Origin of the sequence: Kitasatospora sp. NPDC057738 (genome assembly GCF_042798815.1) — a bacterium.
GTDB classification, from domain to species: Bacteria; Actinomycetota; Actinomycetes; order Streptomycetales; family Streptomycetaceae; genus Kitasatospora; species Kitasatospora lactacystinica.
Genome location: NZ_JBHVJT010000019.1, coordinates 57,138 through 80,163 on the forward strand (window position 1 = coordinate 57,138; position 23,026 = coordinate 80,163).

A 23,026-nucleotide genomic window follows, 5' to 3' on the forward strand; every position below is an offset into this window, starting at 1 on the left:
ATTGTGGGGGAGGGTGAAATTTACACCCCCTCTCTTGAGGGGGAAAGGGGGAAAGGGGGCTCTGGACAGCCCAAACCCAAAAGCCCCCCTCCCCCACCGGGGGGGGGGGGCGCCGGGCGCTCAATGCCTCCGGGGCAGTCGCCCCAGGAGGCCGTGGCCGCGCGTGGTCTGCCAACGCGACCGCGCCAGCCGCAGCACCGTGTCCCACTGCTGGCGGATCTCGTCGTCCGGCGGGCGCTCGCCGCGCCTGATCCGGTCGAGTTCGTCCCGCACCTCCCGGCCGAGCGCCGCCGAGGCCACGGTGGCGAGCATGGCCCCGAACAGGGCGGAGAGCATGGCGAAGACCGCCCCGATCGCGCCGTAGCGGTCCGTGGAGGCGTTGACGAGGCGCGGCAGGTAGACGCCCATGGCCAGGGAGTAGCCGGACAGCAGGACCGCCGCGATGCACGCGAACGGCACGAGGTCGAGCCGGGGGATCCGGCCTGCGGACAGCAGCCGGCCGCCCCAGATGAGGAAGGCCGCTGTCAGCGGTGCCTCCACGACGTCCGCCACCAGTCCCAGCGGCCCGCGGTCGAGGGTGGCGTGGACCCAGCTGCTCAGCGCGGCGTACCCGGCCAGCAGCGCGATCCATTTGAGGCCGTTCACGGTGTTGCGGACGCTCAGCGGTTCCAGCTCCCAGTCCTGTTCGAACAGGCGCTGGGCGGCCCGCGCGAAGCTCAGCACCGAGACGAGGAGGAAGGCGATCCCGAAGAGCCCCGTGGCGCCCCAGTCGTTGGACGCGGAGAGCATGTCGCGCACGGCTTCGGCGCCGCCCCCGGTGAGGCCGTAGCGGTCGATGACGCGCTGGGCGACGTCCTTGCCGCCGAGGCGGACGACGAGGGCTCCGCACACGATGGCCAGTGGCACCAGGGCGGTGAGCGCGGCGGAGGCCAGGGCCATGGAGCGGTCGAAGCCCACGAGTCGCTGGAAGCGGCTGACCACGCGCAGCGCGAACGCCGGGCGGAGCCAGAAGGTCGCCGTCCTGAGAACGGTCTCGCGGTTGATCCGTGTCGTTTGGCCCTCCGGGGTGCGGCGGTGGTGCGGCCTCGGCGAGGGACGCCGGGGCAGCTCGGCGCGCGAGTCCGTACGGCCCTTCGGGTCGGTACGGCGGATCGTCGCCGGAGTGATCCTCGCGCGGCGGGGCCCGGCCGGGCGCGGCAACCCGCCGGGCGAGTGCCGCCGTCCGCCCGTGCGGGGCGGTGGTCCGGTCACAGCGCGGTGGCGCCCTCGGCGATCAGGAGTGCGCCGATCACGGCCAGGACCAGTGCGGTGACGGTGCTGTTGTGGGTCTCCAGCCACGTCCGCACTCTGCCCAACGGGGCCAGGACACGTTCCCCCGCGGCGATGTGGAGCAGCAGGGGGAGCGCGACGGTGAGGGCGGCGATCGCGGTGAACGCTGCCAGGGCGGCGACGGTGGGGGCCGCTTCCAGTTCGGCGGAGCCGATCGTCAGTCCCGCCGCCCCCGAGAGCAGGACGACCTTCGGGTTGGCCGCCGACAGCAGCAGCCCCAGCCGCAGGGCCTTGGCCGGGGTGGCGTCCGTCAGGGCCCTCATCCAGGCCGGGGTCGCCTTGTCCCCTCGGGAGCGCCACTGCCGGGCGGCGAGGAGCAGGAGGACCGCGCCGAGGCCCACTTTGGTCCACGAGGCCCAGGTGGGGGTCTCCTCGCGGGCCTCGACGACGGCGGCGAGCGCGGCGAGCGCGGACGCCGCCGCGAGGATTCCGGCCGTCCAGCCGGTCAGGAAGGCCGCGGCGGTGGGTCTGGGCCGCGGCGTGAACAGCAACAGGATCGCGGGAACGACCGGAAACGGAGACAGCGCGATTCCCAGCGCGAGCGGTGTCACCTCGCCCATCACGGTGCCCACCGGATACCCCTTCCGTGGTTGGTGGGGTGTTCGGTCATGCGGCCGACCGTCCCCTCGGCCCGCTGGAGCAGGGCGAGGTCGACGCCGCCGAGCAGCAGCACGCCTCCCTCGGTGAGGATGCGCGGGAAGCCTCCCCGCGGGGAGGGGTCGGGAAAGTCGCCGACGCCGAGCATGATGCCAAGGTACCCGCAGGCGGCGGCGATGAGCGGCAGGCTGCGTTCGATCCGGGCGGGCAGCGGGGCGGGGCGACCCGGGCACCGCGCTGCTCGCGACGGACGTGGTGGACCAGGGCCCGCTTCCTTTGTGCCCCCCTCTACTCCGCTCCCCCGCGCCGCTGGTAGAGAACGTGTCGGGACCGTCGGGTGCGGGTCACGAGCCCGGCCCGGTGGAGGATCTGCAGGTGGTAGGAGACCGTGGCCGGGCTCAGGTACAGCCGTCGGGCGATCTCGCAGGCCCGGGCTCCGACGGACCCGGGCCCGCACGGCGGTGCCCGAGGCCCTGCGACTGGTCAGACGGTGAGGAGTTCCGTGGAGGTGGTGGCGGCTTGCAGGGCGTCGGGGTCGGGGACGATGCCGATCCCCGGGCCGGTGGGGACGGTCAGACGGCCGTCGTGGAGGACGAAGGGGTCGGTGATGTCGCGGGTGTAGTAGCGGGCCGAGGCCGAGATGTCGCCGGGCAGGGTGAAGCCCGGGAGCGCGGCCAGCGCCAGGTTGGCCGCCCGCCCCAGCCCGGTCTCCAGCATGCCGCCGCACCACACCGGTACGCCGTTCGCCAGGCACAGGTCGTGGATCCGGCGGGCTTCCAGGTACCCGCCGACCCGGCCGGGCTTGATGTTCACGATCGAGCACGCCTCCTGCCGGATGGCGGTGGCCGCGTCCCGGGCGGAGGTGATCGACTCGTCCAGGCAGATCGGGGTGTCCATGCGGGCCGCCAGCCGGGTGTGCGAGAGCAGGTCGTCGGGGGCGAACGGCTGCTCGATCAGTGTCAGCCCGTAGGCGTCGAGCCTGCGCAGGTGGGGCTGGTCCGCCGGACCGTAGGCGGTGTTGGCGTCCACCTGCAGGGCGATGTCCGGGCCGAAGGTCTCCCGGACCGCTCGCAGCGGCTCGATGTCCCAGCCCGGTTCGATCTTCAGCTTGATCCGGGCGTAGCCCGCGCGGAGGTAGCCGTCGACGGCGCTGATCAGCTCGTCGACGGTGTCCGTGATGCCGACGGACACGCCGACCGCGAGCTCGGTGCGCGTCGCCCCGAAGTACTGGGCGAGGCTGATGCCGGCGGTCCGCAGTTCGGCGTCCAGTACCGCCATCTCGACGGCCGTCCTGGCCATCGGATTGCCTCTGACCGGCCGGAGCAGCTCGGGGACCAGTGCCGCGGTCAGCCCGGGGGCCCGGGACAACCGGGGCAGCAGGAACTCACGCACCACTTGCCGGGCCCCGGCCAGGTACTCGGCGCTGTACGTCGGATCGTCGTCGGCCACGCACTCGCCCCAGCCGACGGCTCCGTCGGCCGTGGTGACCTTGACCAGCAGCGAGTTCCGGTGTTCCTGGGTTCCCAGTGCGGTGCGGAACGGCGCGACCAGGGGCAGGGCCACCTCGCGCAACTCCACCTGCTGCAGCTTCATTCCGATGTTTCCTTCCGTCGCAGGACGTACCAGCCGGACCGGTCGAACCCGTCGATCCGGTAGCCGTTCTCCAGGGCGCCGCCGAGCGCCTGGCGCATCGCGGACCGCCAGCGCCGGGCGGCGGCCGGATCCGTTCGCCGCAGGGACTCCGCGTCCACGGGGGTGACACAGCGCAGTACGCCGCCGGTCGCGGCGCGCGGTACGGGCTCGCCGTTGCCGTCCGCTTCGAGTACGGGTTCCGCCGCGGCCAGGTCCGGCAGCGGTGCCGGTGCGTGCGGCGTCCCGTGCACCGGCCAGCTGACGAACAGCCGGTCGGATTCGTCGCCGTCGTTGATGCCGTCGGCCAACGGCCCGTAGAAGTCGGGCAGGTACGCCTCCGCGACCGCCCCGAGCCGCCGCAGGTTGAAGTGGGCGTTGCGGCGGATCAGCGGGTCGTACGTCCACGAGATCGACGACAGGCCCGCCCGGGCGGCCCACTCCCGCTGGTGCGACTTCATCGCCGCGCCGATCCCGCGCCCGTGCATTCCCGGCAGCACGCCGGCCACGTGCGAGTGCAGGCTGTCGCCGACGGTGCGGAATCCGGCGGTCGCGCCGACCATCGCCGTCCCGAGGTACGCCGCCGCGACGTAGCCGCCGGTGTGGGCGAGCGCGCACATCACGTCCAGGGCCAGCGGTGGCTCGGCGGTGTCCGGGGTGTTCCACACGGTGCGCAGCACCGCGTCGGCCTGCTGGAGTTCGGGGACGGTCCGGAGCGACCGGATTCGGACGTCCGCCCGTTCCGCGCCGGCGGAAGGGGAATCGACCGTGCGACGAGTCTGCCCGGCGGGCCGCCCCGGGCCGTTGGCGTCCGGGCCCGAGTTCACCTGGCCTCCTTCGTGCCGATGTCCGGCAGCCGTAGCCGCAGTTGCAGCGCCAGTGCCAGCCGCAGGTCCGGGTCGTCGATGTCGATCAGCTCGGCGAGCCGGCGCAACCGGTGCCGCAACGTGTTGGGGTGCAGCGTCATGGCCTCGGCGACCCGTGGCACGTCGTAGTGCCCGGCGATCCAGCAGCGCAGTGTCTTCTCGTACTCCGTTCCGTGCCGGGCGTCGTGGTCGAGCACCGTCGACAGGGGCTCCCCGTGCAGGGCGGGACGGTACCGGAGCGCCTCGTGGACGTCCCGCAGGAATATCGGGGCGGCCAGTTCGTCGTGCCGTCCGATCTCCGTCCTGCCGAACGGTCCGCACACCACGTCGAGCGCCTGCCCGGCCTGGCTCAGCCCTGTCGGGACGTCGGCGGGGCCGGGGAGGGTGCGGCTGATCCCCGCCCGCCAGCCGCCGCCCAGGGTGTCGCTCGCCCGGGCCAGCACCGTCGCGATGATCAGCTGGATCACGGGCGCGTCGGACGCCGTGTCGACCACCGCCACGGCCTGACCGTCCAGCGCTCCGGCGGCGGCTCCCAGCCGGTAGGCGGAGAGTCCCATCCGCAGCAGGTCGCCGACGTATTCGGCGGCGGAGTCCGGCGAGACGCCTCGCGCGTGACCGGCCGGGTCGCCGATGCGGCCGATCACCAGCACGGTCGCCGGGGCGTCGAAGCGTATCCCGAACGAATCGGCGAGTTCCCGGGTCGCTCCCAGGCCGCGGAGCAGCCAGCCCAGGCGCTCGGCTCGTTGCCGGCGTTCGGCGTCCGCCGCGAGGCTGACCCGGGCCAGGTGGGGCGCGGCCAGCCGCGCGCCCTCGGCGAGGACGTCCGCCGCCTCCTCCGTCAGGGGCTCGTCGCCCTGGAGCACCCAGATGGTGCCCAGCGCCTCGCCACCGTCCCGGATGGCGATGGCGAGGCGTGGCCGGTACTCCTTCGGCTCGTAGCTCCAGACCGCGGTGTCGGAGCGCAGGACGGCGGCGTACTCCTCGGCGTGGGTCGGGTGGTCCGGCACCCGGCGGCCGAGGATGCCGTCACGACGCGGGTCGTCGACCAGTTGGCCCGGGACCGTGGAGTAGGCCAGCACGCGCATGGACAGGTCCTCGATCGCCACCGCGCCGCCGGCGCGCACGGCGATGTCGTTGGCGAGGGCGAACAGGTCGGTGGACCGGTGCCTGTTCGGCTCGAACACCGGGCTCGTGATCGCGCGCAGCGCGTCGATCAGGGTGTAGAGCTGCCCCCAGGAGATCTCGGCGCTGCGCTCCAGGAGTGCCACTCCGGTCCGTTCGGCCGCCTGTGTCAGCGCTGCCGTGTCCGTGGTGCCGGCTCGCACGACCACCGCCTTGGCGTGGTGCTCGGCTGCCCACTCCAGGACGTCGGCGGTCAGTCGGCCGGGTACCAGGACGATCGCGTCGGTCAGCCCTGTCCCGGGGGCGTCGGTGTCATGGATCGTGGGCGCCCCGACGGTGACGGCCCGGCCTCGCGGCAGTGCGAGCGGCCGTAGGAGGTCGGTTCCCAGGCTGTCGAGCACGACCCCGAGGGTGATCCCGGCGGGGGCTGTCATCGCCGCTCCGATCGCGGCATCGGGCCGTGGCGCTCTCCGGTGGACCCGCCGTCGGCGGTCACCCGTTCACCGGCCGGGAACACCTGCGTCGTTCCGGTCGGCGGCAGCTGCCCCTGCGGACCGGCCACCGCCGGCCGCGGGGTGGTGCGGCCCGCCAGGGGGGTGAAGTGGTTGCTCGGCCCGGCGGCCTTCCGGCGGCTCGGCGGAGTCGGAGTCATGGGGAGTCCTCGTCAGGGGATGGGTCGGGTGAAGGGGGCGCCGATGAGGGACGCCTCGGGGCGGTCGGCGGAGAGCGAGCAGCGGACGGGGCGGTCAGGGGACGAGGTTGAGGCCGGGGGGAAGTCCCAGGGGGGCGGTGTCGTCGGGCTGTCGGACGAAGCGCATCCGGTGGACACCGTGCGTGCTGATCAGGAGGTCGTCGCCGCTGGGGCGCAGGCTGATCAGGCCGCCCGCGCGGAACGCGCCGTCCGGTGCCGGTTCGATCGTCCCGACGAACTCCAGGCCGAGTTCGAGCGTGCCGTCCCGGGTGACCGTCGCCAGGACACCGAGTTCCGGACTGCGGTAGACGGCCGGTGGCAGTGTGGCACCGGCCGCCGCGGGGGGACAGCGCCGGTACTCCGTGGCGCGGCCGGGGCGGTACACCGATCCGATCCTGATCGTGCCGGACGACACCCGCAGCCAGAAGCCGGCGCTGTCCTCCAGGCCCTGCCAGCTGCCGTCGACGGCCGGGGCGAACTCGCCGGCGGACGGCGCGTCGTGGATGCGGATCCGGCCGTTGCCCACGGCGTCGATCCGCAGGGTGAGGCCGGATCGCGGATCCAGCCAGTCCCCCGTCAGCCGGGCGGCGGGCTCGGCGGCCACCGGGTCCGCCGTCAGCGCGACGGGATCGTCCTCGGGCAGCCCGGCGGCCAGCCGGAGCACCCGAGTGGCCAGTTTCGCGGAGTCGATCGAGGAGTTGTTGCTCAGCAGCGCCACGCCGAGGTCGGCGTCGGGCATGAACAGCAGCTGGGACCGGTATCCGGGGACACCGCCGGCATGGCCGAACGCCGGGTGGCCCGCGATCGTCGTGCGGTAGAGACCCAGCGCGTACGGCCACTCCTGCCCGTCCCCGGAGTCGACCTGCCGCAACAGCCCGTCGCGGATGTCGGCGCCCAGGACCCGGCCGTCCTGCAGGAACCCGAACCACGGCGCCAGGTCGGCGACGCTGGTGGCCAGGCCGCCGTCGCCGACCGCGGACTCCTCGGTGTCGGCGCGCCGGACGGCACCGCGGGTGACGTCGTACCCGTAGGCGAATCGCGGCAACGGCTCCCGGCTGTCCTCGCGGAACACGGTCTCGTTCATGCCCAGCGGTGCGAACATCCGGTCCGTGGTGAACTCCCCCAGGGTGCGACCGGTGAGCCGCCGCACGAGCGAGGCGACCAGGACGTACCCCGTGTTGGAGTAGGAGAACGCGGTCCCCGGTTCGAAGTCGACCTCGGTCAGCCCTGCCACGAAGGCCAGCGTCTGGTCCTGGGTGATCCTCGTCAGCGGGCGGCCGGCGATCGTCGCCAGGGCCAGCCAGTCCCGCAGACCTCCCGTGTGCCGCAGACACTGACCGACGGTCACCGGCACCGCCAACTTCAGCTCGGGCAGGTGCGTGCGGATGTCGTCGTCCAGCGACAGTCGCCCGTCCCGGCACAGCAGCAACGCCGCCGCGGCGGTGAACTGCTTGCTCATGGAGGCGATGTCGAACCGTGTGCGGGTGTCGACCGGCGCCTCGAACTCCACGCTCGCCAGCCCCGCGGACGCCTGGTGGATCAGCTTCCCGTCGGTGTAGATCCCGACGGACAGTCCCGGGTCACCCGGGCGTGTCGCCGAGTCCACGACCTCGGACAGTGTTGTTGAGATGGCCATGCGCCCCAGACTCTCAGTCAGGACTGCCCGGAAGGTTTGTCCTGGCAGGCAAAGTCCGCTCGCCCGACGTTGGCCGAAAGGACATGCCCGTACGCCTCCTGGCGTCAGGAGCGTTGGGGGGCGCGACCGTACGCGGCGTTCAACCGGGGCCGGGCGCCGCTGTGCCGAGCCCTTGGTAGAGGACCTGCCGGGACCGTCGGGTGCGGGTCACGAGTCCGGCCCGGTGCAGGAGCTGGAGGTGGTAGGAGACGGTGGCCGGGCTCAGGTACAGCCGCCGGGCGAGCTCCGTCGTGGAGCGCGGCTGGCTCAGCTCGGCCAGGAGCTTCAGCCGTGTCGCGCCGATCAGCGGATGGTCCCGGGCCGCGGGCCGGCAGTCGATCTGCCCCGCGGGATAGACGATCAGCGGGGTGCGCGGGGCCGGCGCACCGGGCGGCTCCCCCGCGCAGAAGAGGGCCCAGTCGACGAAGACGCTCGGCGTGAGGATCACCGCGTCCGCGTCCAGCGTCAGCTGGTGGATGCCGCCGGTGCGCAGGTGCACGACCAGTTCGCCGTCGCGCCATTCCAGGTTGGGGGCCAGGCGGTTGAGGGTCTCGGCGAGCCCGCGTCGGGCGATCTCGGAGGCCCGGGCGCCGACGTCGGCCTCCAGGCGGGCCCGGACGGCGGGCCACGAGGGCTCCAGCGCCTCGTGTCAGAACCGCGCCATCTCGTCGGCGAGGCGGTGCGCGAAGTGGTCCTCCCCGCGGTCGAGGGCCCGCAGGAGCTGCCTGGGCGGCGGGTGGCTGGAGCCGGGGTCCCAGGAGTGGCCGTTGACGGCCTCGGTCAACTCGTAGCGGACGCGCTCCCGCGGGGTCGTCGCGATCTGGTGCAGCGCCGTGTCGATGTCGGTCAGGAAGCCCGGCGGCTCCGGCCGGAGGAAGTCGGGGGCGTACCCGAGGGGGCCGCCCCCGCCGACCACGGCCAGCAGCCCGAGCCGGTGCCGGGACAGCGCGCCCGCGGCCCTGGTCCGCCACGGCGGGGTCAGCGTGCCCGGGCTGAACCCGACGAGGCGGAGCAGGTCCTTGGCGGAGCCCACCGGCGAGACCGCGAACCTGACGTTTCCCAGCCCCCGGGCCCCCAGGCGAATCCGGATCACAGACGCTCCCCCTTTCGCCGGCCCTTTCGAAAGAAATCGAATCATTCGACCGGTCGATCGGCTTGGCGTTTCCTGGATTCACCGCACAGACCGGCCTTGAGAGGAATCCAGGACCCGTGATCATTCACAGGAAGCTGGCCGCGGTCGCGACCGCGGCGGCAGCCCTCGCCATCGGCACCGCGGGTTCGGCGACCGCCCGGACCGCCGAGCCCGCCGCCCAGCACGTGACACCGGCCTCGGCGTCGGCCTCCGCGTCGGCGCCGACCGCGGCGCGGCAGGGCGGCGGTACCGCGTCCCCCTCGGTCCGGGACGGGGAGATCGTGGAGCTCTGGAACTACAACAGCCAGCACTGCCTGTCGGTCGGGGCCGGGAGCACGGCGGGCGGGGCCGGGATCATCCAGTGGTCCTGTTACGGCGGCGCCGAGCAGTACTGGGGCCTCTACCCGATGCCGAACTCCGGCGGCGGCTACGAGATCGTGAACAAGAACAGCGGCAAGTGCCTGGCGGATCCGGCGAGTTCGCCGAACGCCGGCGTCCAGCTGATCCAGTACGGCTGCGACAAGGGGTGGGAGCAGACCTGGTACTTCGGCTCGAACCCGGACACGGGCTTCGCGCAGATCAAGAACCGGGCGAGCGGCCTGTGCGCCGCGGTCGGCGGTTCGAGCACGACGCCGGGTGCGCCGGTCGTCCAGTGGCCCTGCACCGGCGGCTCCGAGCAGCGGTGGACGACTTCCGGGTGACGGCCGCACGGCCGACCGCCGGCGCCCGGTGACCGACGTCTCGCGGCTCCTCCCCCACGGAGCCGCGAGACCCTCCCCGCCCGTCGCCCCCGCGCGGCGCGTCCGCCGACCCGTCCGCGCTCAGAGCCGGTCGGCGTCGACAACCGCCCGGGCGAAGGCCTCGGGTGCCTCCTGGGGGACGTTGTGGCCGACCTCGGGCAGGCTCCGGTGGAGGTAGGGGCCGGTGAAGAAGTCGCGGTAGCCGGCGCCGTCGCCGGGGGCGGTGAACGGGTCGCGGCCCGCGTCCAGGGTCACGGTCGGCACGGCGATCCGGGGACGGGCGGCGAGGCGGCGCTCCAACTGGTCGTAGCGGTGCTCGCCCTCCGCCAGGCCCAGCCGCCAGCGGTAGTTGTGGATGACGATCGCCGCGTAGTCGGGGTTGTCGAAGGCGGCGGCGGTGCGGTCGAAGACGGCGTCGTCGAAGGCCCAGGTCGGCGAGACCTGCTGCCAGACCAGGCGGCACAGCTCGCGGCGCTTGTCCCGGTCCTCCATGGCACGCCGTCCTCGTTCGGTGGCGAAGTAGAACTGGTACCACCAGGTGTGCTCGGCGGCGGGCGCCAGCGGCTCCTTCTGCATCTCGACGTCGGTGACGAGGTAGCCGCTGACCGAGACCAGCGCCTCGACCCGCTCGGGCCACAGCGCGGCGATGATGTCGGCGGTGCGCGAGCCCCAGTCGAAGCCCGCCAGCACGGCCCGCCGGATGCCCAGCGCGTCCATCAGGGCGAGCACGTCCAGGGCGACCGCGGCCTGCTGGGCGTTGCGCATCGTCCGCTCGGACAGGAAGCGGGTGGTGCCGTGGCCGCGCAGGTACGGCACGACGACCCGGTAGCCCCGGGCGGCGAGCAGCGGGGCGACGTCGACGTAGCTGTGGATGTCGTACGGCCAGCCGTGCAGGCAGACGACGACCGGGCCGTCGGCCGGGCCGTCCTCGGCGTAGCCGACGTCGAGCAGGCCGGCCCGGATCTGGGCCAGGCGGGCGAAGCCGGTCCGGGCGGCGGGGCCGGGGGCGCCGACGGGGGCAGGGGCGCCGACGGGGGCGGCGGCCGGTGCAGGGGCGGGGGCACCGGCGGCCGGGGCCGACCCGGCCGGTACGGGGGTTCCGGCCGGTGCGCCCCCGGCGGCCCGGTCCCGGGCCCGGTCCCGGGCCTGGGCCTGGGGCAGGGGCAGGGGCGGGGCGGCCAGGGACAGCGCGGTGGTGCCCGCGCCGAGTCCGACGGCCCTGGTGAAGGTGCGCCTGTCGATCATGCCGATTTCCTCCTCGGTGCGAACGTGCGCTTCATTCCAGCCCGTTGACGCCGCGTCAACGGGCTGGAGCGCCCCGGCGCGCCGCGCGGGGCCCCCGGGACGGCTGGGAACGCGGGCGCCGCCCGGGGCCCGCGGGGCCTGCGGGGCGGGGCGGTGACCTGTTCGGCGGTCGCACGATTGGGTGGCGACCGCTATTGATCCCGCACTGTTCACCGGGGCCTGCTGGAGTGGACGGGCGCCCCACCCCCGTCGCACTCCTCACCCACCGGGCAGGTGAACGACATGACCGACCGCCCCCCGCACCCCGGCCCCCCGCACCCCGGCCTCCCGGCCCGGCCCGCGCTGTACCTCCGCTGTTACCCCGCCGACGCGGCGGGGCTGGAGTACCAGCGCGCGGTGCTGGAGCGCCTGGCCCGCTACCGCGGCCTGCCGGTGCCCTCCGCCTTCCTGGACGACGGGGCGCGCTCCGGCGACCCGCACCCCGCCCTGGAGCGGCTGCTGGAGCGGGCCGAACAGGGCTGGGTGAACGTGGTGCTGGTGCCGGGGCCGTTCGTCTTCTCGCTCGACGACCGCAGCGCCCGGGCGACCGTGCGCCGACTGGAGGCGCTGGGCTGCGCGGTACTCGAACTGCCCGGCCCGGACGTCCCGCCGCACCACCCGCCGGTCCGCGCCCGGACCGCCTGAACACACTGCCCGCACCGCCCGTACGCGCACGGACACACCGCCCGCACCTCGGGAACACACCACGGGAACGCGCCACCGGAACGCACCGCGGGGAGGGCGCCCCGGCGGGTACCGCCGCAAGCCGTCACGGCATGATGTGCCCATGGCCTTCGCACCCCTCCTCGGCGAGCGCCGCGCACCCGAACCGACCGGACGGCCGTGAGTCGGCCCGTCGAGCCGGGATCGCCCGGCGCCGGTTTCGTGTTCGTGGGGCGCCGGCCCGAACTGGACCGCCTGACCGACGCGATGCTCCGCCCGCCCGCCGTGGTCCTGGTCGAGGGCGAGGCCGGCCTGGGCAAGTCCCGCCTGGTGGCCGAGGCCGCGGCCGGTGCCGCGGCGGCGGGCCGCCTGGTGCTGACCGGCTTCTGCCATCCGCTGCGCGAGCCGCTGGCCTTCGGCCCGGTGGTGGACGCGCTGCGCGGCGTCGGCCCGTTCCTGCCGCCCGCCGACCGCATCCCGGCCAGCGCCGGGGCGCTGCGCCCGCTGCTGCCCGACCTCGCCGACCGGCTGCCGCCGCTGCCCGCGGCCGCCGGCGAGGGGACGCCGGGGCTGCGGCTGCTGGTCCAGGCGGTGCGCGCCCTGCTCGGCGCGCTCGGCGAGACGGTACTGGTCGTGGAGGACCTGCACTGGGTGGACGACGCCACCCGCGAGCTGCTCCTGCTGCTGGCCCGGGACGTGCCGGCGGGGCTGGCCCTGGTGCTCACCTACCGGGCCGAGGACCTGGCGCCGGACACCCCCGCGCTGGGCGCGGCCTACCGGCGCCCGGCCGGGGTGGGCGGCGCGCTGATCCGGCTGGCCCCGCTCGCCGAGGCCGAGGTCGACGAGCTGGCCCGGGCGGCGCTGGGCCCGCGCGCGACGGCGGCGCTCACCCGGGTACTGTTCGACCGCAGCGAGGGCCTGCCGCTGGTCGCCGAGGAGGACCTGATCACGCTGTGCGAGCAGCGCGGTGCCGGCGCGCTGACCAACGCCGCGGACCTGGCCGCCGACCTGGAGCAGTCCGAGGTGCCGCGCGGCCTGCGCGACGCGGTGACCGAGCGGCTCGCGGCGCTGTCCCCGGAGGCCTCCGCGATCGCCTCGGCCGCCGCGGTGCTGGGCGTGCCGGCCGGGGAGGACCTGCTGGCCGCCGTGGCCGGCCTCGACCCGCAGGCCGCGGCGGACGGCCTCACCGAGGCGCTGCGGGCGGCGGTGCTCAACGAGAAGCCGCTGGCCCGCTACGGGTTCCGGCACGTCCTGGCGCAGCAGGTGGCCTACCGCCGGCTGCCGGGGCCGCGGCGCGGCGCGCTGCACCGGCGGGCGGTGGCGGCGCTGGGCGAGCGCGAGCCGAGGCCGCTGGTGCAGATCGCCCACCACACGCTGGCGCTCGGCGACCGGGCGGCCTGGCAGGAGGTGGCCGAGGCGGCCGCCGACCAGGCGGTGGCGCTCGGGGACAGCGGCAGTGCCGGCGCGCTGCTGCGCCGGCTGCTGGACGAGCCCGACCTCGATCCGCGGCGGCGCGGGCGGGCCGCGCTGGCGCTGGCGCGGATCGCCGCCGACGGTGTGGATTCGGTGGCCAGTGCCGCGGTACTGACCGCGATCATCGCCGATCCGCGGCTGCCGGTGCCCGATCGCGGCGAGATCCGGCTGTCGCTGGGCTTCCTGATGGCGGTGCACGGCGGGGACCGGGCCGGTTTCGACCGGATGGAGGAGTCCCTCGACGAGCTGGAGCAGCGTCCGGGCCGGGCGGCCCGGGCGATGGTGGCGCTGGCCATGAACGAGCGCGACGGCGCCGGCGAGCGCGCCCGGCAGTGGCTGGAGCGGGCCGAGCGGACGCTGGCCGCGGACCCGGACGAGGAGGTGGCCGCCGCGGTGCGGGCCACCCGGCTGACGCTCCTGGCGCGCGAGGGCGACCCCGCGGTGTGGGAGCAGCTGGACGCGCTGCCGCGCAGCTCGCGGCGGCCGGAGATCGTCCGGCAGACCGCCCGTGCGCTGTACAACGCGGGTGAGATCGCCGTGGAGCTGGGCCACGACCGGCGGGCGGCACGGCTGTTGGAGGAGAGCCGGCGCCTGGCCCGTCGGGCGGCGATCCCCTATCTGGAGTGCTACAGCCGGATCGCGCTGGTGCGGCTGGACGGTCTGGCCGGGCAGTGGGACGGGCTGGAGGAGCGGCTGGCCGCGCTGGGCGCGGAGTTCCCGGACCTCGCGATGGCCGGGGTCGAGCAGGCCCTGCTGCGGGGCCGGCTGGCGGCCGCGCGCGGCCGGCTCGCGGAGGCGCGCGCCCATTTCACGGAGGCGGGCCCGTACGGGGAGCGGGAGTCGCAGGTGACCGGGGCGCTGCGGGCGGCGGCGGGGCTGGCGGGGCTGCAGCTGGCGGAGGGGGACGTCGCGCGGGCGGCGGCCACGCTGGTGCCGGCGCTGGACGCGCTGCGCCGGGCCGGGGCCTGGCCGCGGGCCGCCGAGTTGCTGCCGGTGGCGGTCGAGGTGCTGCTGGCGGCGGGCGACGCGGCGGGTGCGGCGGAGCTGGTCGAGCAGGCGCGGGCGCATCTGGAGGGGCGGGACGCGCCGGCGGCCCGGGCGGCGCTGGCCTTCGCCGGCGGTCTGCTGCTGGCCGGTACGGATCCGGCGGGCGTCGGCGGGGATCCGGCGGGCGCGGGTGCGGAGTTCGTGCGTTCGGCCGGGCTGTGGCAGCGGATCGGGCGCCCGTACGAGCAGGCGCGGGCCGAGGAGCGGGCGGCGACCGTGGCGGCGGGGGGCGACCGGGCGGCGGCCGGGGAGCGGATCGCCGCCGCCGAGCGGGCCTATCTGGCGCTGGGCGCGGCCTCGGACGCGGCCCGCTGCCAGCGGCTGCGGCGGGAGCTGGGCCTGGGCCGGGCGGCCTCGCCGGGGCGGCGCGGCTACGGCGAGCGGCTGTCCCCGCGCGAGCGCCAGGTCGCGGCGCTGGCCGCCCAGGGCGCGGCGAACCAGGACATCGCCCGGGCGCTGTTCCTGTCGACCCGTACGGTCGAGCACCACGTGGCGAGTGCGCTGCGCAAGCTCGGGGTGGGCCGGGCGGGGCTGGGTGAGGCGCTGGCCGCCGCGGACGGGGCCCCGGAGGGCACCGGCTGAGGGAGGGAAAGGGGGTCCCGCCCGCTCCCTCAAGGGGCGGGACCCGGTCCGGGGTCGGCCGTGCCGGTGGTGCCCGGCTCCGGGGTCAGCCGTGCCGGTGGTGCCCGGCGCGTTCGACGAGCCGGGAGAGCCGGGCCAGCCGGGCCAGGCCGGGCCGGCGCAGGCCGCTGCTGCGGCGGGCGGGCAGGACCAGCCCGGGGTCGGGGGCGGTGAAGTGGGTGTCGGCGTAGAGCCGGAGACGTTCGCGGCGGGTCATGGGGCGACCTCCGGGGGTGAGGGTCGTCGGTGTGGGGCGGGCTCCAGGAAACCGGCTGGGCGGGGGCGGGAACAATGCGTAGCGCTACCCAATCCCCCGTACCGAATCCTGGGTACCGGCCGCTCGCGCGCCTCGGACGGACCGTCAAGCGGTGTTGCCCCAGGCGGGTGAAAGAACCGTCCGGCAGGCGTCGACGCCCGTCCGCGCAGGTACGTGGTTCTGCTGTTCGTGTCACCTCCCGACAGCGAGGTTCCCGTGTCACCTGTCCGACGAGTGCGTCCGCGCCCGCCGCACGTCCTGTCCGCGTTGCTGGCGGTGGTGCTCGGTGCGGGCGCCGCCGCCCTGAGCGTTCCGGCCCCGGCGGCCTCGGCGGGGCCGCCGCAGGCCGTGCGGGCCCGGCCGGCGGCGAACGCGGCGGAGCGACCCGCGGCGAAGGCGGAGGGCAGGGCGGCGCGGCCGAAGCCGCGCGGGGCCGGGACGCAGCGCCCGATCGGCCCGGACCCGGTGGTCGACCTGCTGGCGCACGGCAACCTCACGATGGCCTCCAACTCGGTGCTGACCTGCGACGACAGTGACGGCACGGTCTGCTCGGACACCGAGGGGTCGAACAACGGCCGGACCAAGTTCGTCAAGGTCGACCCGAACGCGCCGGGCCCCAACGCCTCCTCGGCGCAGCTGCTGCTGCCGGCCGGGGCGAACGTCCTGTCGGCGCGCCTGTACTGGCAGTTCAACCCGACCGGGACGAGCACCAACGGCACGTCCGGGGACATCAACCTGGGCAACCGGGTCTCCTGGAAGGTCCCGGGCGCGAGCGGGTACCAGCAGGTGAGCGCGGACACCTACGACTGGTTCGACCAGATGGTGGGCGGGAACCCGCCGGAGCCGCTGCTGGCCGCCGGGGCGGTCAAGGACGTGACGGCGGAGGTCAGGGCGGCCGGTGCGGGCAGCTACACCGTCGCCGACATCCAGGCGTGCAGCGGCCGTTCCTCCGCGCAGAACTTCGGCGGCAACAACGTGGGCTGCTGGGGCGGCTGGTCGCTGGTGGTCGCGTACGAGGACACGGCGGAGCCGCTGCGCTACCTCCAGGTCTGGGACGGCTACCAGCTGCTGCGCGACCCCAACAACTCGACGACCCTCACCCTCGGCGGCATCCGCACCCCCGCCACCCAGGCCCCGCGGGCCGTCATGGGGATCACCGTGGGCGACGGTGACGCGCCGATCGCCGGGGACTCCCTGGCCGTCGGCTCCACGCCCACCGACCTGACCCTGCTGCCGATGCCCGGCCCCACCGGGATCGGCACGGACAACGCGTTCACCAGCCGGATCGACCACGTCGCGACGGACGGCACCGGCACCAACATCACCACCCGCGACCCCGACCCGGTCAACAACTACGGCTACGACGCCCGGATCATCGACGTGACCGGCAAGATCCCGGCCGGCAGCGAGCAGGCGCTGGTCCGCATCAGCGGCGCCGGCGACGCCCTGGAACCGCAGGCGGCCTGGCTGGCCCTGGACGCCCTCGAACCCGACCTGCGGATCACCAAGGCCAACACCCCGCCCGGCAGCCCCGACGACAACCCGCCCGGGCTGGTCGGCCCCGGCGAGACCATCACCTACACCTTCGCGGTGGCCAACCGGCGCCAGGACGGCACCAGCACCGACCTCGACACCGCGACCGGCGTCACCGTGACCGACACGATCCCGGTCGGCACCACCTTCGTCCCCGCCTCCAACCCGGCCTGCCAGGCCAGTGGACAGACCGTCACCTGCAGGGTCCCCGACCTGCCCCCGGGCGCCGAGGCCAACGTCGCCTTCCAGGTCACCGTCGACGCCTCCACCGCCGTCGGCACCCACCTCGACGACACGGCCACGCTCCACTTCCGGGGCAGCCAGACCCAGCGGGCCCAGGAGCGCACCAGCAACACCGTGCGCAACACCGTCGCCGCCGTGCCCGGCTACACCATCGTCAAGACGGCCGACCCGACCACCGCCAAGCCCGGCGACACCGTCCGCTACCGGATCCAGGCCGCCAACACCAGCCGGACCGACGCCCCCGGGGTGACCCTCACCGACGACCTGTCGGGCGTGCTGAACTCCGCCGCGTACAACAACGACGCCACCGCGGACCGCGGTCAGGTCCAGTTCGCGGGCACCGCGCTGACCTGGAGCGGGGACCTGCCCGTCGGGGCCACCGTGACCATCACCTACTCCGTCACCGTGCGCTCCCCGCTGGCCGCCGACGCGGTCCTGCGCAACGCCGTCTCCTCCGGCACCTACGCCAACAACTGCTCGCAGGGCTCGACGGACGCGCGCTGCCGCACCGAGGTCCCGGTCACCGTACCCAGCCCCAGCCCGAGCCCGACGCCGTCGCCGAGCCCCAGCCCGAGCCACAGCCCGAGCCACTCGCCGCACCCGACCCACAGCCCGGGCCACAGCCCGACCCACGTCCCCCCGCCCGACCACGGCCACGGCGGCCAGCTGCCCGAGACCGGTAGCAACGCGGCCCGGCTGCTGCCCGTCGTCGGCCTCACCGCGCTCGGCGCCGTCACCGCGGGCGCGCTCCTGCTGATCCGCATCCGCCGCGCCCGCCGCACCCGCTGAGCCCCGTCACGACCGCACTCCCCCGGCCGCGCCCACGCCTCGCGTGGGCGCGGCCTCGCGCTGCCGGGACGGGCTCCGGCCGGCAGGGGCCGCCCCCGGGAACGCCCCCGACGGGGTGTCAGCCGCGCGGGGCGGTGTCCAGGGCGCGGGCGTCGGCGGCGATCAGGCGGGCGCGGTCGGCGGGGACGGTGCGCCCGGCCTGGTCGTCGGCCCACTGGGCGAGCGGCCGGTACTGGCCCTGGCCGAGCATCACGGTCAGGGTGGCGACGGCGTTGCGGTCGGCGCCGGAGGTGAGCACCAGGGCGGCCAGGCCGGTGGGGGTGGCGGCGAGGGTGAACTCGGTGGTGGTCTCGGCGCGGCCGCCGGGGCCGGTGGCCTCGGCGCGCAGGGTGTGCCTGCCGAGCGGGAGGGCGGCGGTGTCCAGGGCGGTGCCGGGCGCCAGCTCCTTGCCGTCCAGGGTGAGGCGGACGGTGTCGGCGCCGGTGGCCTGGACGGCGGTGACCGGCTGCTGGGCGCGGTCCAGGGTGGTGCCGGCGGTCGGGGAGGTGATCGCCACGGTGGGCGCGACGGGGCGGACGGGGTTGCCGCCCTGGAGCCAGGCGCTGTTCCAACCGGCCAGCTCCGCCGGGCGGTTGGTGATGACGCCGTCGACGCCGGCGGCCTCCAGGGCCTTCCAGCGGGTGGCCGAGTCGACCGTCCAGACGTTGACCGCGACGCCGGCGGCGTGCAGGTCCTTCACCACGGCCGGGCGGGCGGCGAGGCCGCCGTCGGAGGGGTTGTAGGCGGACAGGCCGAGGTCCTTGGCGACGGCCACCGGGTCGGCGTCGAGGTCGCCGCGCAGCAGGCCCAGGGGCAGTTCGGGGGCCAGTTCGCGGGTGTACCGCAGGGCGTCGACCTCGAAGCTCTGGACGAAGACCCGGCCGGTCATCCTCTGGTCGCGCACCTCCTGGACGATCCGGGCGACCTCGTCGCGGCTGTGCTTGCCCTTGATCTCCAGCAGCAGGTTGCCGCCGCGGGTGCGCAGGTCCTCCAGCTGGGCGGCCAGGGTGGGGACGCGGGCGCCGGCGTAGACGGGGCCGAACCAGGAGCCGGCGTCCAGGGTGTCGAGCTGGGCGGCGGTCAGGTCGCGGATGCGGCCCTTGCCGTCGGTGGTGCGGTCGACGGTGTCGTCGTGCAGGACGTAGGGGACGCCGTCCTTGCTGGGCTGGACGTCGTTCTCGATCCACTCGGCGCCGCCGCGGCGGGCGATCTCGTCGGAGACCAGGGTGTTCTCGGGGGCGGCGGAGGAGGCGCCGCGGTGGGCGAAGACGGTCAGCGGGGCGCCGGCCGGGCGCAGCCGGCCGGCGGGGGCGAGGGCGGTGACCTTGAGGTCGTCGAAGGAGACCTTGGCGCCGTTGACGACCAGGGCCTGGCCGCCGTCGGCGCTGCGGGCGACCTGGGTGGTGCGCATGACCTCCTTGCCGTCGAAGATCCAGCGGGCGGTGGTGCCGTGGACCTCGACGGCGATGCGCACGTCGCGGCCGGTGCCGGCGGCGGTGGGGGCCGCGGCGGTGTCGGTGACGTTCCAGGCGTTGGCGGGGGTGCGCCGGGCGAATTCGAGGCCGTTGGCGGCGGTGGTGCCGGTGCGCATGGTGGCGATGGACCAGGGGGTGGCGCCGGAGGCGGGGACGTCGAGGCCCAGGGCGGTCCAGCGGGCGCCGTCCTGGACGGTCTCGAAGCGGGCGGTGGCCTCGATGCGGAAGTCGTCCAGGTGGCGGCCGAAGGTGATCCGGCTCTGCTGGCCGGAGTTGGCGGAGGTGCCGACCAGGCGGCCGCCCTCGACCTTCCAGTCGCCCTCGACGGCGGCCCAGCCGGCGGGCAGGGCGGGGGCGGTGAAGGTCTCGTCGACGACGACCTCGCCGGGGGCCGGGGCGGCGCCGGCCGCGGCGGGGGCGGCTTCGGCGGAGACGGCGCTGGGGGCGTTCAGGGCGACGGCGGTGAGGCCGAGCGAGGCGGCGACGGCGGCGGCGAGCAGGCCGGTGCGGCGGCCCGCGCGGGGGCGGTGACTCTGTGTCATGCGCGGCAGGCTAGGGGCGGTTGCCGAACCGGATGTCACGAGTCCGAAAACCGTTCGTGACCATTGCGCGTGCGGTTCGCGAAGGTGGCGCGTTCCTTGCCCCGTTCGGCCGGTTCGTTTCCGTACGGGCGCGGTGGGCGGGTCGGGGGACGGGTGCGGCGGGGGGACGCGCGGTGGGGGCGGGCCGGCCGGACGGTCGCCCTGTGCGACGGGAGCGGCTGCCTCCGATGCGCCGGGGGGGCGTGGGGGGTGGTCCGGGAAGGGGGGTGGGGGGATGGGGACGGGGGGGGGACGTGGGGGGGGGGTGGGCCGTCCGGACGTTCTCCTTGGGAGAGGGGAGTGGTTCCCTCCGGTGCCCCGCGCCCCCCCCCCGGGCCTACCGGACGGGCGGCCGCGGCCGCGGTCGAGGGCGGGTCAGTAGCGCAGGACGGCGGCGATCCGGTCGCTGTCGGCGAGGGTGCCGTCGGGGACGAAGCCGACCTGGCCGCCGGTGTCCAGGGTGCGCTCGATCACCTCGTCGACGATGTCCTCGCGGGCGCCGGGCTGGTCGGCCTCGGCGGGCACGAGGTGCTCGCCCTCGTCGCGCACGGTGGCGCGGTAGTTCTCCTCGACCACCAGGCGGGCGACCCGGCCCTCGCCGACGGTCCGCCAGACCTCGTCCAGGCCGGCCGCGAACTGCTGGGCGCCGCGGGCCTTGTCGAGCTGGGCGAGGTGCTCGGCGACCTCCTGGTCGGCGTGGGCGCGCACGGCGGGTTCGACCACCTTGCGGACGGTCTCGGCGTCGGCCTGGGCCAGGCCGCCGTGCGGGAGCTGCGCGGTGGACTCCTTGGCGATCGGGCCGACGGCGTCCAGCAGGGCGAGCGCGGCGGCCTCCCCGACCACGTACAGCGGGCGGGGGGCGGCGGCCAGCAGCTTGCCGACCTCGGTGTCGGCCTGGCGCAGGAAGGTCTTGGTCGCCTCGTCGCGGAAGGTGCTGGGCGTGTCGCCGATCTGCTCCTGGCGTTCGGGGTCGGGGTTGTCGAAGACGCGCACCAGCGGGAAGCCGCGGCCCTTCTCCTCGGCGACCCGCTCCTCGGTGCCGCCCCAGAGCACCACCTTGTCGGCGGCGACCGCGAGCACCCAGAACGGGCGCTCGGCGGCGTGCGCGGCGACCAGGTTGCGGGTGAGGAAGGTGTCGGACAGGACCACCCGGGCGGGGGCGGTGCGCCCGAGTGACCAGACCTGGTGCTCGCCGGGGGCGGCGAAGATCGCCAGGCCGTCCTCGGCGTGCACCAGGTCGACCTCCGTGTGGGCCCGGTCGAGCTGTTCCAGCACGTCGATCCGGTCGGCGCGGGAGACCTCCGGGTCCGCCTGGACGCGCTCCTTCGCCTCGGCCAGCAGGTTGCGCAGCCGGACCGGGTCCTGGGTGTTGTCCGGCTCCCGGCGGTGCGTGGGCATCAGGATCGACACCACCGGATAGGGCCGCGGCCGGCGCAGCTCGGCGAGGACGGCGGGGCTGAGGTCGGGGCGCATGGAGACCCTTTCCGAAGGCGGTCGGCCTTCTTTCGTGGACGCGCGAAGCCTGGCACTGCTGCCAAATGTCGTCAATGTACCTATTTGCGGCTTCTGCGGCGCGCGAGCACGGCCCGGGCGGGGGTCTGGCGGTGCGGTCGGGCGGGGGCTTCGGTGCGGTCGGGCGGCCCGCCGGCGCCGTCCGGAGTCGGGCGGCGGCGTCGGCGGGACGCGGTCGGGAGCGGTGGGGCCCGGTCGGGCCCGGTGCGACGCGACCGGTCAGGGCCGTCGGGACGGCCCGGGGGCGGTCAGAACTGGACGTCGGTGCAGGAGTAGAAGGCGTTGCCGGTGTCGGCGATCTCCCAGACGGCGACGATCACCTGGTGGCCGGTGCGGCCGGTGGGCAGGGTCCCGGTGTGGGTGGTGGTGGCGGCGGGCTGGCGGCCGTTGTAGGGGACGGTCAGGAACGGGGTCAGGTCCAGGGCGGACCGGGTGATCGGCTGGCTCGCGCTGTAGCCGGGCTTGGTCAGGTAGTACTTGAAGTTCGTGGTGGAGTGCCGGGCCTCGATCTCCCAGGTGAAGGTGAGCTGCTGGCCCGCCGTCACCCTGGTGGTCGGCCAGGCGCCGCCGCGGGGGTTGTCCAGCGGGGCCCAGCGGGCGTCCCCGCCGGCGCAGATGGTGCCGTCCGCCGGGCCGCGGCCCGGGAAGCCCTTGGGGCCCTCGACGCTCTGCGGCTCCCACTGGATGTCGCCGCAGTCCCACGGGACGGCGTTGGCGCCGCAGAGCGCGGAACGGCTCGGCGGCAGGTTGATGAAGCCGTGCGACTGGGCCGGCAGGGCCGCCGCGATCGGCAGGGCGATCGCGGCCGCGGCGGCGGCGATCAGATGGCGCTTGCGCATGGTGCTCCTCCGTGGGGGTGGATGGAGTGTGCGCCCGGCGCGGGGCGTGCGCGTGCGCGTGGGGGTGCGCACGGCGGCCTGCCCGAGACATGGCATGCCCGCGCCAGACCGGTTGCCCGACACCGTAGGAGCTGCCTTCCCCTCGCGTCAATGGTCTGAACCATTTACGCCAAAGCCTTGCGAACACTGGGCGCCGCCCGACGTCTCGCACCCGGCACCCCACTCGGACCCACCTGGACCCACCCGGGGCCCACCCTTGGAAGATTATTTGCACAAGCGCTATACAAGCCCTAGCCGATATTTCAGTTCATGGCTTATCCTGGACCCAGCCACATCTGCAAGGAGGCCAGGCCCCATGACCGCCACGGACCCCGCGCTCACCGCCCTCGCCAGCGGCTGGAACGCCCTGTCCCTCCTGCACGGCCGGATCGAGTCCCACATCGAACGCGCCCTGCAGGCCGAGCACGACCTGAGCGTGCGCGAGTACTCGCTGCTCGACGTGCTCAGCCGCCAGCACGACGACGAGGGCGGGCACCTGCAGATGAAGCAGGTCGCCGACGCGGTCGTGCTCAGCCAGAGCGCCACCACCCGCCTGGTCACCCGACTGGAGGACCGCGGCCTGCTGGCGCGCTACCTGTGCCCGACCGACCGCCGCGGCATCTACACCAACGTGAGCGAGGACGGGCTGAAGCTCCTGGAGCGGGCCCGGCCGACCAACGACGCCGCCCTGCGCGAGGCGCTCGACGAGGCCGCCCGCAACCCCGAGCTGACCTCGCTGGTCCGCGCGGTCGAGGCCGTGGACGCCGCCTCGCCCGCCCGCTGACCCCGGCCGGCCCCGCACCCGCCGCTCCCCCCGGGCCCGGGGGGGGGGGGGGGGAAGCACGGGGGGC

The 23,026-nt window shown here is 75.2% G+C and carries 21 protein-coding genes; 5 read left to right on the plus strand and 16 right to left on the minus strand.

All coding sequences use genetic code 11. The annotated features are described in order from the left end of the window. Positions 1–120: 120 nt before the first annotated feature. From ACFVGO_RS13180 to ACFVGO_RS13230, 11 genes are all read right to left on the minus strand, one after another. Positions 121–981, minus strand: a complete 861-nt coding sequence (locus ACFVGO_RS13180; protein ID WP_380631773.1) for a YhjD/YihY/BrkB family envelope integrity protein — start codon at positions 979–981, stop codon at positions 121–123. A 266-nt stretch (positions 982–1,247) separates the two neighbouring features. Next, complete coding sequence (locus tag ACFVGO_RS13185; protein ID WP_359906195.1) at positions 1,248–1,901, minus strand: GAP family protein; 654 nt, start codon at positions 1,899–1,901, stop codon at positions 1,248–1,250. After that, positions 1,889–2,074: a hypothetical protein gene (locus ACFVGO_RS13190; RefSeq protein WP_380631775.1), complete on the minus strand. Its 186-nt coding sequence runs from the start codon at positions 2,072–2,074 to the stop codon at positions 1,889–1,891. Before ACFVGO_RS13190 ends, ACFVGO_RS13185 begins: the two co-directional genes overlap by 13 nt. 140 nt (positions 2,075–2,214) lie before the next feature. Then, positions 2,215–2,346, minus strand: a complete 132-nt coding sequence (locus tag ACFVGO_RS13195) for an ArsR/SmtB family transcription factor (protein WP_380631833.1) — start codon at positions 2,344–2,346, stop codon at positions 2,215–2,217. A 63-nt stretch (positions 2,347–2,409) separates the two neighbouring features. Beyond that, positions 2,410–3,519, minus strand: coding sequence for an o-succinylbenzoate synthase (gene menC, locus ACFVGO_RS13200; RefSeq protein WP_359906189.1), 1,110 nt, complete (start codon positions 3,517–3,519; stop codon positions 2,410–2,412). Then, entirely contained in the window at positions 3,516–4,382 is an 867-nt protein-coding gene (locus ACFVGO_RS13205; protein ID WP_380631778.1) for a GNAT family N-acetyltransferase, read from the minus strand. Before ACFVGO_RS13205 ends, menC begins: the two co-directional genes overlap by 4 nt. Then, the gene (locus tag ACFVGO_RS13210) at positions 4,379–5,977 is read right to left on the minus strand and encodes a PucR family transcriptional regulator (RefSeq protein WP_380631780.1); all 1,599 of its coding nucleotides are present in this window, start codon (positions 5,975–5,977) and stop codon (positions 4,379–4,381) included. Before ACFVGO_RS13210 ends, ACFVGO_RS13205 begins: the two co-directional genes overlap by 4 nt. After that, the gene (locus tag ACFVGO_RS13215) at positions 5,974–6,195 is read right to left on the minus strand and encodes a hypothetical protein (RefSeq protein WP_380356195.1); all 222 of its coding nucleotides are present in this window, start codon (positions 6,193–6,195) and stop codon (positions 5,974–5,976) included. Before ACFVGO_RS13215 ends, ACFVGO_RS13210 begins: the two co-directional genes overlap by 4 nt. Before the next feature lie 94 nt (positions 6,196–6,289). After that, positions 6,290–7,870, minus strand: a complete 1,581-nt coding sequence (locus ACFVGO_RS13220) for a serine hydrolase domain-containing protein (RefSeq protein ID WP_359906177.1) — start codon at positions 7,868–7,870, stop codon at positions 6,290–6,292. 139 nt (positions 7,871–8,009) lie between these two features. Continuing rightward, positions 8,010–8,408 carry an ArsR/SmtB family transcription factor gene (locus ACFVGO_RS13225; RefSeq protein ID WP_380631783.1) on the minus strand — a complete coding sequence of 133 codons (399 nt, stop codon included), beginning with the start codon at positions 8,406–8,408 and terminating at the stop codon, positions 8,010–8,012. 150 nt (positions 8,409–8,558) lie between these two features. Continuing rightward, positions 8,559–9,002, minus strand: a complete 444-nt coding sequence (locus tag ACFVGO_RS13230) for a hypothetical protein (RefSeq protein ID WP_380631785.1) — start codon at positions 9,000–9,002, stop codon at positions 8,559–8,561. 116 nt (positions 9,003–9,118) lie between these two features. Here ACFVGO_RS13230 and ACFVGO_RS13235 point away from each other — a divergent pair, with 116 nt between their 5' ends. After that, a complete protein-coding gene (locus ACFVGO_RS13235) occupies positions 9,119–9,742 on the plus strand; it encodes an RICIN domain-containing protein (protein ID WP_380356192.1) in 624 nt (207 codons plus the stop codon). Positions 9,743–9,862: 120 nt separating this feature from the next. On the opposite strand, the gene ACFVGO_RS13240 is transcribed toward ACFVGO_RS13235, so the two are convergent. Continuing rightward, positions 9,863–11,026, minus strand: coding sequence for an alpha/beta fold hydrolase (locus ACFVGO_RS13240; RefSeq protein ID WP_380631788.1), 1,164 nt, complete (start codon positions 11,024–11,026; stop codon positions 9,863–9,865). 282 nt (positions 11,027–11,308) lie between these two features. Here ACFVGO_RS13240 and ACFVGO_RS13245 point away from each other — a divergent pair, with 282 nt between their 5' ends. Together ACFVGO_RS13245 and ACFVGO_RS13250 are read left to right on the plus strand one after the other, a co-directional pair. Beyond that, positions 11,309–11,710, plus strand: a complete 402-nt coding sequence (locus ACFVGO_RS13245) for a recombinase family protein (RefSeq protein WP_359915431.1) — start codon at positions 11,309–11,311, stop codon at positions 11,708–11,710. 198 nt (positions 11,711–11,908) lie between these two features. Then, complete coding sequence (locus tag ACFVGO_RS13250) at positions 11,909–14,830, plus strand: ATP-binding protein (RefSeq protein WP_380631790.1); 2,922 nt, start codon at positions 11,909–11,911, stop codon at positions 14,828–14,830. A gap of 85 nt (positions 14,831–14,915) precedes the next feature. Here ACFVGO_RS13250 and ACFVGO_RS13255 read toward each other — a convergent pair whose 3' ends face one another. Beyond that, positions 14,916–15,086, minus strand: a complete 171-nt coding sequence (locus ACFVGO_RS13255) for a hypothetical protein (protein WP_359915435.1) — start codon at positions 15,084–15,086, stop codon at positions 14,916–14,918. A gap of 273 nt (positions 15,087–15,359) precedes the next feature. On the opposite strand from ACFVGO_RS13255, the gene ACFVGO_RS13260 reads away from it, so the two are divergent. Next, positions 15,360–17,690 carry an LPXTG cell wall anchor domain-containing protein gene (locus ACFVGO_RS13260; protein ID WP_380631792.1) on the plus strand — a complete coding sequence of 777 codons (2,331 nt, stop codon included), beginning with the start codon at positions 15,360–15,362 and terminating at the stop codon, positions 17,688–17,690. Positions 17,691–17,808: 118 nt separating this feature from the next. Here the strand turns inward: ACFVGO_RS13260 and ACFVGO_RS13265 are convergent, their stop codons facing one another. From ACFVGO_RS13265 to ACFVGO_RS13275, 3 genes are all read right to left on the minus strand, one after another. Further along, the gene (locus tag ACFVGO_RS13265; protein ID WP_380631794.1) at positions 17,809–19,746 is read right to left on the minus strand and encodes a glycerophosphodiester phosphodiesterase family protein; all 1,938 of its coding nucleotides are present in this window, start codon (positions 19,744–19,746) and stop codon (positions 17,809–17,811) included. A 414-nt stretch (positions 19,747–20,160) separates the two neighbouring features. Further along, on the minus strand, positions 20,161–21,258 hold the full coding sequence (locus tag ACFVGO_RS13270; protein WP_359915506.1) for a chemotaxis protein: 1,098 nt from the start codon (positions 21,256–21,258) through the stop codon (positions 20,161–20,163). A 287-nt stretch (positions 21,259–21,545) separates the two neighbouring features. After that, a complete protein-coding gene (locus ACFVGO_RS13275; protein WP_359915504.1) occupies positions 21,546–22,136 on the minus strand; it encodes a lytic polysaccharide monooxygenase in 591 nt (196 codons plus the stop codon). A 355-nt stretch (positions 22,137–22,491) separates the two neighbouring features. On the opposite strand from ACFVGO_RS13275, the gene ACFVGO_RS13280 reads away from it, so the two are divergent. Next, the gene (locus tag ACFVGO_RS13280) at positions 22,492–22,959 is read left to right on the plus strand and encodes a MarR family winged helix-turn-helix transcriptional regulator (RefSeq protein WP_380359069.1); all 468 of its coding nucleotides are present in this window, start codon (positions 22,492–22,494) and stop codon (positions 22,957–22,959) included. Positions 22,960–23,026 lie beyond the last annotated feature (67 nt).

Coding starts and splice junctions, on each gene's coding strand:
- ACFVGO_RS13275 (WP_359915504.1), bottom strand. CDS start 22,136: ATGCGCAAGCGCCATCTGATCGCCGCCGCCGCGGCCGCGATCGCCCTG.
- ACFVGO_RS13215 (WP_380356195.1), bottom strand. CDS start 6,195: ATGACTCCGACTCCGCCGAGCCGCCGGAAGGCCGCCGGGCCGAGCAAC.
- ACFVGO_RS13270 (WP_359915506.1), bottom strand. CDS start 21,258: ATGCGCCCCGACCTCAGCCCCGCCGTCCTCGCCGAGCTGCGCCGGCCG.
- ACFVGO_RS13265 (WP_380631794.1), bottom strand. CDS start 19,746: ATGACACAGAGTCACCGCCCCCGCGCGGGCCGCCGCACCGGCCTGCTC.
- ACFVGO_RS13255 (WP_359915435.1), bottom strand. CDS start 15,086: ATGACCCGCCGCGAACGTCTCCGGCTCTACGCCGACACCCACTTCACC.
- ACFVGO_RS13245 (WP_359915431.1), top strand. CDS start 11,309: ATGACCGACCGCCCCCCGCACCCCGGCCCCCCGCACCCCGGCCTCCCG.
- ACFVGO_RS13280 (WP_380359069.1), top strand. CDS start 22,492: ATGACCGCCACGGACCCCGCGCTCACCGCCCTCGCCAGCGGCTGGAAC.
- ACFVGO_RS13240 (WP_380631788.1), bottom strand. CDS start 11,026: ATGATCGACAGGCGCACCTTCACCAGGGCCGTCGGACTCGGCGCGGGC.
- ACFVGO_RS13210 (WP_380631780.1), bottom strand. CDS start 5,977: ATGACAGCCCCCGCCGGGATCACCCTCGGGGTCGTGCTCGACAGCCTG.
- ACFVGO_RS13190 (WP_380631775.1), bottom strand. CDS start 2,074: ATGCTCGGCGTCGGCGACTTTCCCGACCCCTCCCCGCGGGGAGGCTTC.
- ACFVGO_RS13220 (WP_359906177.1), bottom strand. CDS start 7,870: ATGGCCATCTCAACAACACTGTCCGAGGTCGTGGACTCGGCGACACGC.
- menC (WP_359906189.1), bottom strand. CDS start 3,519: ATGAAGCTGCAGCAGGTGGAGTTGCGCGAGGTGGCCCTGCCCCTGGTC.